The sequence below is a fragment of the Neisseria sp. 83E34 genome (assembly GCF_001308015.1).
GTDB lineage: Bacteria > Pseudomonadota > Gammaproteobacteria > Burkholderiales > Neisseriaceae > Neisseria.
In genome coordinates, this window is the sequence record NZ_LGYH01000018.1 from 1 (window position 1) to 8,735 (window position 8,735).

General features: G+C 43.1%; 11 protein-coding genes. 10 read left to right on the plus strand and 1 reads right to left on the minus strand.

The window, feature by feature from the left end; translation table 11 throughout:
• Both AKG09_RS11980 and AKG09_RS11260 read left to right on the plus strand, forming a co-directional pair.
• Nucleotides 1-2,049: RHS repeat-associated core domain-containing protein (locus AKG09_RS11980; RefSeq protein WP_197272155.1), on the plus strand; the 2,049-nt coding region annotated here is incomplete at its 5' end.
• Between the two features lie 15 nt (nt 2,050-2,064).
• The gene (locus AKG09_RS11260) at nt 2,065-2,361 is read left to right on the plus strand and encodes a hypothetical protein (protein WP_054619530.1); all 297 of its coding nucleotides are present in this window, start codon (nt 2,065-2,067) and stop codon (nt 2,359-2,361) included.
• A 106-nt stretch (nt 2,362-2,467) separates the two neighbouring features.
• On the opposite strand, the gene AKG09_RS11265 is transcribed toward AKG09_RS11260, so the two are convergent.
• The gene (locus tag AKG09_RS11265; RefSeq protein WP_156320848.1) at nt 2,468-2,776 is read right to left on the minus strand and encodes a hypothetical protein; all 309 of its coding nucleotides are present in this window, start codon (nt 2,774-2,776) and stop codon (nt 2,468-2,470) included.
• 42 nt (nt 2,777-2,818) lie between these two features.
• Between AKG09_RS11265 and AKG09_RS11270 the strand changes: the two genes are divergently transcribed.
• The 8 genes from AKG09_RS11270 (at nt 2,819) to AKG09_RS12270 (ending at nt 8,639) form a co-directional block, all read left to right on the plus strand.
• Nucleotides 2,819-4,270 carry an RHS repeat-associated core domain-containing protein gene (locus tag AKG09_RS11270; protein ID WP_082392033.1) on the plus strand — a complete coding sequence of 484 codons (1,452 nt, stop codon included), beginning with the start codon at nt 2,819-2,821 and terminating at the stop codon, nt 4,268-4,270.
• Nucleotides 4,257-4,580, plus strand: coding sequence for a hypothetical protein (locus tag AKG09_RS11275; protein ID WP_054619532.1), 324 nt, complete (start codon nt 4,257-4,259; stop codon nt 4,578-4,580). The genes AKG09_RS11270 and AKG09_RS11275 overlap by 14 nt, the downstream gene beginning before the upstream one ends.
• 352 nt (nt 4,581-4,932) lie before the next feature.
• Nucleotides 4,933-5,058, plus strand: coding sequence for an RHS repeat domain-containing protein (locus AKG09_RS12085; protein ID WP_231623940.1), 126 nt, complete (start codon nt 4,933-4,935; stop codon nt 5,056-5,058).
• A gap of 321 nt (nt 5,059-5,379) precedes the next feature.
• Nucleotides 5,380-5,676 carry an Imm40 family immunity protein gene (imm40, locus tag AKG09_RS11280; protein WP_054619533.1) on the plus strand — a complete coding sequence of 99 codons (297 nt, stop codon included), beginning with the start codon at nt 5,380-5,382 and terminating at the stop codon, nt 5,674-5,676.
• A gap of 406 nt (nt 5,677-6,082) precedes the next feature.
• Nucleotides 6,083-7,519 (plus strand): RHS repeat domain-containing protein, encoded by a 1,437-nt coding sequence (locus tag AKG09_RS11285; RefSeq protein WP_231623941.1) that lies wholly within the window; start codon nt 6,083-6,085, stop codon nt 7,517-7,519.
• A gap of 21 nt (nt 7,520-7,540) precedes the next feature.
• Nucleotides 7,541-7,981: a hypothetical protein gene (locus tag AKG09_RS11290; RefSeq protein ID WP_054619534.1), complete on the plus strand. Its 441-nt coding sequence runs from the start codon at nt 7,541-7,543 to the stop codon at nt 7,979-7,981.
• Nucleotides 7,982-8,221: 240 nt separating this feature from the next.
• Nucleotides 8,222-8,347 (plus strand): hypothetical protein, encoded by a 126-nt coding sequence (locus AKG09_RS12355; protein ID WP_255351146.1) that lies wholly within the window; start codon nt 8,222-8,224, stop codon nt 8,345-8,347.
• A gap of 52 nt (nt 8,348-8,399) precedes the next feature.
• Complete coding sequence (locus tag AKG09_RS12270; RefSeq protein WP_231623942.1) at nt 8,400-8,639, plus strand: hypothetical protein; 240 nt, start codon at nt 8,400-8,402, stop codon at nt 8,637-8,639.
• The last annotated feature ends 96 nt before the right edge of the window (nt 8,640-8,735 follow it).

Sequence of the window (8,735 nt, forward strand, 5' to 3'; positions counted from 1 at the left end):
ACCGGCTACGCCTACGATGCCGCCGGCCAACTGACCGAACAAACCGAATACGGCCTTTCAGACGGCTCCAAAGCCGACCGCCCCGAGATTTGGCACATCCACCGCTTCAAACGCAATATCCTCGGCCAACTGGTGGAAAAAACCAGCCGCCGCATCGACGGCACCCCCGTTCCCGCCGAAGAAGGCAAACACTACAGCCGCACCCGCTTCGACTACGACCCGCTGACCGGCAACCTGATCAAAGCCCGCAACCGCCACAGCAGCGTCGAACTCGTTTACGACGTACTCGACCGACTTGTCAGCGAAACCACCGTCCACAACGGCCAAACCGCCGGCGTCGGCTACGCCTACGACCCGCTCGGCAACCGTACCCGAACCGTTCTGCCCGACGGCCGCAGCATCAATTACCTCTACTACGGCAGCGGCCACCTGCACCAAATCAACCTCGACGGCGAAGTCATCAGCGACATCGAACGCGATAAACTGCATCAGGAAATCCAAAGAACCCAAGGCGCCTTAACCAGCCGCTACGACTACGACCCGATGGGCCGTCTGAAACACCAAACCGCCACCGCCAACCGCACATTGCAGCACAACGGCAAACTCAATACCCTGGTCGGCGGCGCAGTGCGCCGAAGCTACCGCTACGACAAAGCCGGCAACCTGATTCAGACCGCCGACCAACGCAGCGGCGTGTTGGATTACGTGTACGACAAACTCGGGCGGATTGAAAGCGCCGTCAACAAACAGAGCGGCAGCCGCGAAAAGTTCGCCTTCGACCCCGCGCACAATATCCTGTCGGATAAGGTTTCAGACGGCCTCAAAGACAAAGGCCTGTCTGAAAACCTTTCAGACAAGCCTCACACCGGCCGCATAAAAGGCCGCAACATCGGCAAAGGCAACCGCCTCGAAACATACAAGGGCACCGAATACACCTACGATGCCTTGGGCAATATGATTTACCGCCAACTGTCCGACGGCGGGAGCCAATTCTTCCAATACGACAGCGAAAACCAACTCGTCAGAGCCGAAATCAAAAAGAAAGAAGGCAACACCGAAGTTTGGGAATACGCTTACGACCCGTTCGGGCGCAGGTTAAGCAAGGAGCGCAAAGACAAGTTAGCGTGGACAAGCACCGCGCCTAAACGGACACATTTCGTGTGGGACGGGACGAGACTGCTTCAGGAATACAACTACAAAGGCAGCTATACCTACATTTACACCGACCAAGATTCCTACGAACCGCTGGCGCAAGTCTTTGATAATCACAAAGACCGACAACAATATCTGTTTTATTTCCACAATAATCAGATTGGCACGCCTCACGAGATGACCGACATCCACGGCAATTTACTGTGGTACGGCAGCTACTCGGCTTGGGGCTCCCTTGCGTCTGAAAAGCGCATCTATGAAAACATTCATCAGCCGTTCAGGTTGCAAAACCAATACTTTGATGAAGAAACGGGATTGCATTACAACTTCTTCCGTTACTACGAAGCAGAGACGGGACGCTTTACCAACCAAGACCCGATTGGGTTGATGGGCGGGGATAATCTTTATTTCTTCGCACCAAATGTTCAAGGATGGATAGATACTTTGGGGTTAAGAGCCCGTCTTTTAAAATCAATTAAACAATTAATATCAAAGATTCTTTCAAAGTCTAAATGCAATAGATGTAAGGTTGATTCTAAAGATGTGGATGAGTTAAGAGCTAATGGCATTAAATTTAACCCGGACGATTTACTTGCAACAGGAAGAACACCTTCTGGAAAAGTAGTATTTTTAGAAAAAGGCAATGCTAAAGCAGGTCTAGAACATATTATTAAAGAACATGGAAGTGATTTTGCACGTATTGGGGTATCTAGGGAAAATATACCGGCTACTGTAATGGAAGCTGTAACTAAAGGCAGGATTGTTGGGTATCAAGGCCAGGGAACAGGACGGCCTATTTATGAAGTTATGATTAATGGACAGAAAAATCGCATTGCTGTTACCACTGGAAGTAATGGATTTATTGTTGGAGCAAATCCAGCTGGAAGAATAAGATAGATAAAAGGAAATCAAATGATTACATTAAAATTAATGCCTGATTATCATTGTTACCCATTGTGGGGTGTAGATGATGATAATTGGGGTAATATAGACCCACATTCTTTACCAATATCTGCCATGCTTGCCGATGATTTAATACAATGGGCAAACGAATATGATAATACTCTAAATATGGAAGACCCATTAAATTCTGGATTTAAAAATAAAGAAGAAGAATTATCCTTTAAGAATAAAGGAGAAAATTTACTTAAAAGGCTAGAAGCGGAATTAGGTAACAATTATTCCGTATTCTTAAAAATAGTATTATGAAATAAGTTATAGAGCCAGCAAACGTAGATTAAGTTGTCAAACTCAACAAAAAACCGTAGATTTAACCAAACCTTTTTCAGACGGCCTCTAAGCGATTTAGGCCGTCTTAAATTTCGTTCTTTAACAATCCGACCCGCTGACCGGCAATCTGATCAAAGCCCGCAACCGCCACAGCAGTGTCGAACTCGTTTACGACGTACTCGACCGACCCGTCGGCGAAACCACCGTCCACAACGGCCAAAGCGCCGGCGTCGGCTACGCCTACGACCCGCTCGGCAACCGTACCCGAACCGTTCTCCCCGACGGCCGCAGCCTCAATTATCTCTACTACGGCAGCGGCCACCTGCACCAAATCAACCTCGACGGCGAAACCATCAGCGACATCGAACGCGACCGGCTGCATCAGGAAATCCAAAGAACACAGGGTGCTTTAACCAGCCGCTACGACTACGACCCGATGGGCCGTCTGAAAAACCAGACCGCCACCGCCAACCGCACGTTGCAGCACAACGGCAAACTCAACACCTTAGTCGGCGGCGCAGTGCGCCGAAGCTACCGCTACGACAAAGCCGGCAACCTGATTCAGACGGCCGACCAACGCAGCGGCGTATTGGATTACGTGTACGACAAACTCGGGCGGATTGAAAGCGCCGTCAACAAACAGAGCGGCAGCCGTGAAAAGTTCGCCTTCGACCCGGCGCACAATATCCTGTCGGATAAGGTTTCAGACAGGCATCACATCAGCAGGACAAAAGGCCGCAACATCGGCAAAGGCAACCGCCTCGAAGCATACAACGGCATCGAATACACCTACGATGCCCTGGGCAATATGATTTACCGCCAACTGCCTAACGGCGGGAGCCAATACTTCGTTTACGATACGGAAAACCGGTTAATCAGAACGGAGATTAAGAAACCCGCAGGCAACACCGAAATCTGGGAATACGCTTACGACCCGTTCGGGCGCAGGTTAAGCAAAGAGCGCAAAGACAAGTTGGCGTGGACAAGCACCGCACCGAAACGGACACATTTCGTTTGGGACGGAACAAGACTGCTTCAGGAATACACTTATAAGGGTAATTACACTTATATCTACACCGACCAAGATTCTTACGAACCGCTGGCGCAAGTCTTTGATAATCACAAAGACCGACAACAATATCTGTTTTATTTCCACAATAATCAGATTGGCACGCCTCACGAGATGACCGACATCCACGGCAATTTACTGTGGTACGGCAGCTACTCGGCTTGGGGCTCCCTTGCGTCTGAAAAGCGCATCTATGAAAACATTCATCAGCCGTTCAGGTTGCAAAACCAATACTTTGATGAAGAAACGGGATTGCATTACAACTTCTTCCGGTATTACGAAGCAGAGACGGGACGCTTTACCAACCAAGACCCGATTGGGTTGGTTGGTGGAACGAACCTGTATCAATTTGCACCCAATGCACAAAGTTGGACTGATGCTTTGGGCTTATGGGCATTTCTTCCTTATGTTGCAGCAGGCCTTGCTGCAATTGGTAGAGCGGCAATAAGTGTGTTGTCAAAAGCTGCTAGGGCAAGTAAGAAAGTGGTTAATAAGTGTGTTGGGAAATGCGATAAAGAAAATCCAAACTCAGGCTTTTTGGGAAGTAGGCGTTTCCAAATGAACCAGCCTAAAAATCCGTCATATCAACCTGTAAGAAATTTACCAGCCAAAATTGGCAAAAGGAAGTATTCAGGCCATGCTTTAGATAGAATGCAAGATAGAGGGATTATGCCTTCTGTTGTAGAAAATACAATTAAAACGGGTACTAAAAGTCCCAGTAGAGGTGCTTCAACCGTGCATTATGATAAAATTAACAAAATTACGGTAGTTACCAATAAGAAAAGTAAGGTTGTAACTGTTATGCATGGTGGTAAATAAAATGATATTTGCTATAGATAAATTTTTAACTGAAGCAAATAAAGCTAGTGAAAATCTTTTTTTATTTGCATCTTTTGTAAATAATACAGAATTTTTAATGAATTATATTGAGCGTAAATATTTAAAAAATATTGATATAGATAAATATAAAAATTGCTGGAATGAGTTAGAAATTTTAAACTCATTAGCCTTGTCTGATTGGGAAGATGATGGTAAACCAATTAATTGGAGTAAGAAGTGGGAAAAATATTATGAAAAAGATGCAAAAGATTTAATTTCTAATTTATTAAATATACTACATATGAACTAATTAATAACTATTCTAAACCTGGTAAAGATAAACAAAATTCAAGATGAAAATAGAAATTGTACACTAACCATTAGACATTTCAGGTTTTTTATAAAGGGCTGAAGTAACTTAACCTTAAATATCACACCTAAGTCTCAGCTTGTATGAAATATTTCTTTCACAGGTAGCAAGCCGTCGCCTGCATAAAACATCTCTTTACACAAGGGTGTGTGGAGCAGCCACACACGCATTTATGTTTTGTAATTTCTTAGCTTTGAAAGAGGCTGTCTGAAAAAATTCTTGCTGCCCACTCATTACCCAAAGGCAACCGCCTTAAAGAAAATAACGGCACCGATTACATCTACAACACCCAATGGCTGCCTGTCACCATTACGACGCAGCCGGCAACCACATCCGCACCGACTATCCCGACGGCAGCCATGAGGCTTTCGAATACGACCGCATCAACCGCCTGATTGCCCATATCGAAAGCTGCTAGGGCAAGTAAGACAGCAGCTAATAAGTGTGTTGGGAAATGTAAATCAGATAAATTTTTAGAAGGAACAAAATATATAAAAAAGTTAAGAAGCAAGCTTCTTCAGGCGATTATCATGGTTTCCAACAATCAGTAGATGGTTTTGCCAAATCTGGAAAGGTAACTAAAATTAAGGGCGGAGATGGTGTTGTACGCCAAAAATTAGAAATACCCGGTTCTTACAAGGGTAAAGATGGAGTATTTGAGTATATTAAAGAACCAAATGGTAATATTAATCACAGATTATTCAAACCAAATAAAAAATAAAATTTAAGGATATGTAAAATGAATGAATTGTTAAATTTATATATCAAAAATGGCATAAGTCTTTTTGATGAAGGCGAAAATGTAATCATTATACCTAAAGCTATTGCATTAGAAGCACTTAAGTTAATCAAGGAACTCAATTTGATTATTTTGGGAGGGGATATTTATACTGTAAATTCCAACAATGTATTTTCTCATAATTATGATAGTTGGTATTATAATGGTATTTCCTCAAAAGATAGTATTGATTCAGCTGAAAATTACTTATCCATCTTGGAAGATAAGAATTTATATGTATCTTTTATATTTAAATAAAAAAACAGCAATCGTAGCTTGAGTTCCCAAGACCAACTCTCTTTCAGGTGCAAACCTCAAGTTGAGTTGTTCTCACCAAAAATTGCAGATTGAACCAATCCCTTTAAGACAGCCTCAAACACCCAAGGCCGTCTGAAAAAAACGCCCCATATTACGCTATAATCCTTTAACCCCTTATTTTTCAGACGGCCACGGCAACAACCCCTCAACCCCCGGACAACTATGGCATCTTTCGGTAACACCATAGGCAGTCTCGTTCCTCAGCTTTTACCTCTACTACGGCAGCGGCCACCTGCACCAAATCAACCTCGACGGCGAAACCATCAGCGACATCGAACGCGACCGGCTGCATCAGGAAATCCAAAGAACACAGGGCGCCTTAACCAGCCGCTACGACTACGACCCGATGGGCCGTCTGAAAAACCAAACCGCCACCGCCAACCGCACCTTGCAGCACAACGGCAAACTCAACACCTTAGTCGGCGGCGCAGTGCGCAGAAGCTACCGCTACGACAAAGCCGGCAACCTGATTCAGACCGCCGACCAACGCAGCGGCGTATTGGATTACGTGTACGACAAACTCGGGCGGATTGAAAGCGCCGTCAACAAACAAACCGGCCGCAGCGAAAAGTTCGCCTTCGACCCGGCACACAATATCCTGTCGGATAACGTTTCAGACGGCCTCAAAGACACGAAAGGCCTGTCTGAAAACCTTTCAGACAGGCATCACACCGGCCGCATAAAAGGCCGCAACATCGGCAAAGGCAACCGCCTCGAAGCATACAACGGCATCGAATACACCTACGATGCTTTGGGCAATATGATTTACCGCCAGTTGCCCAACGGCGAGAGCCAATACTTCGTTTACGATACAGAAAACCGGTTAATCAGAACGGAGATTAAGAAACCCGCAGGCAACACCGAAGTTTGGGAATACGCTTACGACCCGTTCGGGCGCAGATTGAGCAAAGAACGCAAAGACAAGTTGGAGTGGACAAGCACCGCACCGAAACGGACACATTTCGTTTGGGACGGAACAAGACTGCTTCAGGAATACAACTACAAAGGCAGCTATACCTACATTTACACCGATCAAGATTCTTACGAACCGCTGGCGCAAATTTTTGATAATCACAAAGACCGACAACAATATCTTTTTTATTTCCACAACAATCAGATTGGCACGCCTCACGAGATGACCGACATCCACGGTAATTTACTGTGGTACGGCAGCTACTCGGCTTGGGGTTCTCTTGCGTCTGAAAAGCGCATCTATGAAAACGTTCATCAGCCGTTCAGGTTGCAGAACCAGTATTTCGATTCTGAAACGGGGCTGCATTACAACTTCTTCCGGTATTACGAAGCAGAGACGGGACGCTTTACCAACCAAGACCCGATTGGGTTGGAAGGTGGAACGAACCTGTATCAATTTGCACCCAATGCACAAAGTTGGACTGATGCTTTGGGCTTGTGGGCATTTCTTCCTTATGTTGCAGCAGGTCTTGCTGCAATTGGCAGAGCGGCAATAAGTGTGTTATCGAAAGCAGCTAGGGCAGGTAAGAAAGCGGCTCAAAAGTGTGTTGGGAAATGTGGTAAAAAATCTAATAAATTTTCAAAATTATCTGATTCTGATAAAAAGTCTATTCGTTCATACGAAAAATTAATCGATGAACATAAGAAGAAAATTGAAGAGTTTAAAAAGAATCCAACTGTTCGCCCAGGAATGGAAAATTTACCGAAGGATATTATTAAAAAACAACAAGAAGGACGAATAAAGCATTGGGAGAAGGAAATCAAGGCATTTCAAAAAAATATAAGTGATATTATGAGAAAATATGAATAATATTATGGAATAGGTAACAAAATGAAAATTAATAGAAATTATTATAACATCAATATTAACAATATAGCTAGTTTGGGTATTGAAAATGATATTCCAACTATTATTCTAATAAGCAGCAACTGTATTGATAAAATAAATTATTTAGAATTTTTTAAAGAGATTAGAAAATATCATTTAGTATGGCTAATTTTTATAGGAAAAAATGCAAAATGGCTGGAAGATGAATTTGATTATTTATTAGAAGCAGAGGCAGATAAGAATGAATATTTTCTAAATGTTATTACAACTAGTTATCAATATGATACTATAAATAATTTAATTATAGATGATATTTTACATCAATTCTTAATTATGGCATGTTCTAATCAAGAAAATTGTCAATTTATATCTTTTCTAGATATAAAAAATAATGATGATAAAAGAATTTTTGAAGAAATAATGAAAGGGACCGAACTAGATTAGCCTTAAATATCATACCTAAGCCTCAGCTTGTATGAAATATTTCTTTCACAGGTAGCAAGTCGTCGCCTGCATAAAACATCTCTTTACACAAGGGTGTGTGGAGCAGCCACACACGCATTTATGTTTTGTAATTTCTTAGCTTTGAAAGAGGCTGTCTGAAAAAATTCTTGCTGCCCACTCATCACCCAAAGGCAACCGCCTTAAAGAAAATAACGGCACCGATTACATCTACAACACCCAATGGCTGCCTGTCACCATTACGACGTAGCCGGCAACCACATCAGCACCGACTATCCCGACAGCAGCCATGAGGCCTTCGAATACGACCGTATCAACCGCCTGATTGCCCATATCGAAAGCAGCTAGGGCAAGTAAGAAAGCGGCTCAAAAGTGTGTTGGGAAATGCAAACAAAGCAGATTGGACAAAATTAGTACAGGTAGAACACAGCCTAGAAATTTAAAAGAAAAATTGGCTATGGAAGAAGTTAAAAGTAATCCAAGTGGACGACAACTGCCTATAAAAATGAGTGATACAAAAAATGGGCTGTTCGCTAAAGATGGCTGGGTAAAGAAAGCTCAAAACGTTAATGGAATTCAAATTCATTATGTTCAAAATATAAGAACTGGCAAGACAATTGATTTTAAATTTAAGGATTAAATAAAATGAATTTAGAAAATAAGTTAAAAGATTTTCTTCATCATATTTCTATTAATCAAGATAATCTTGACGAGTGGTATCTATCTGATTTTATAT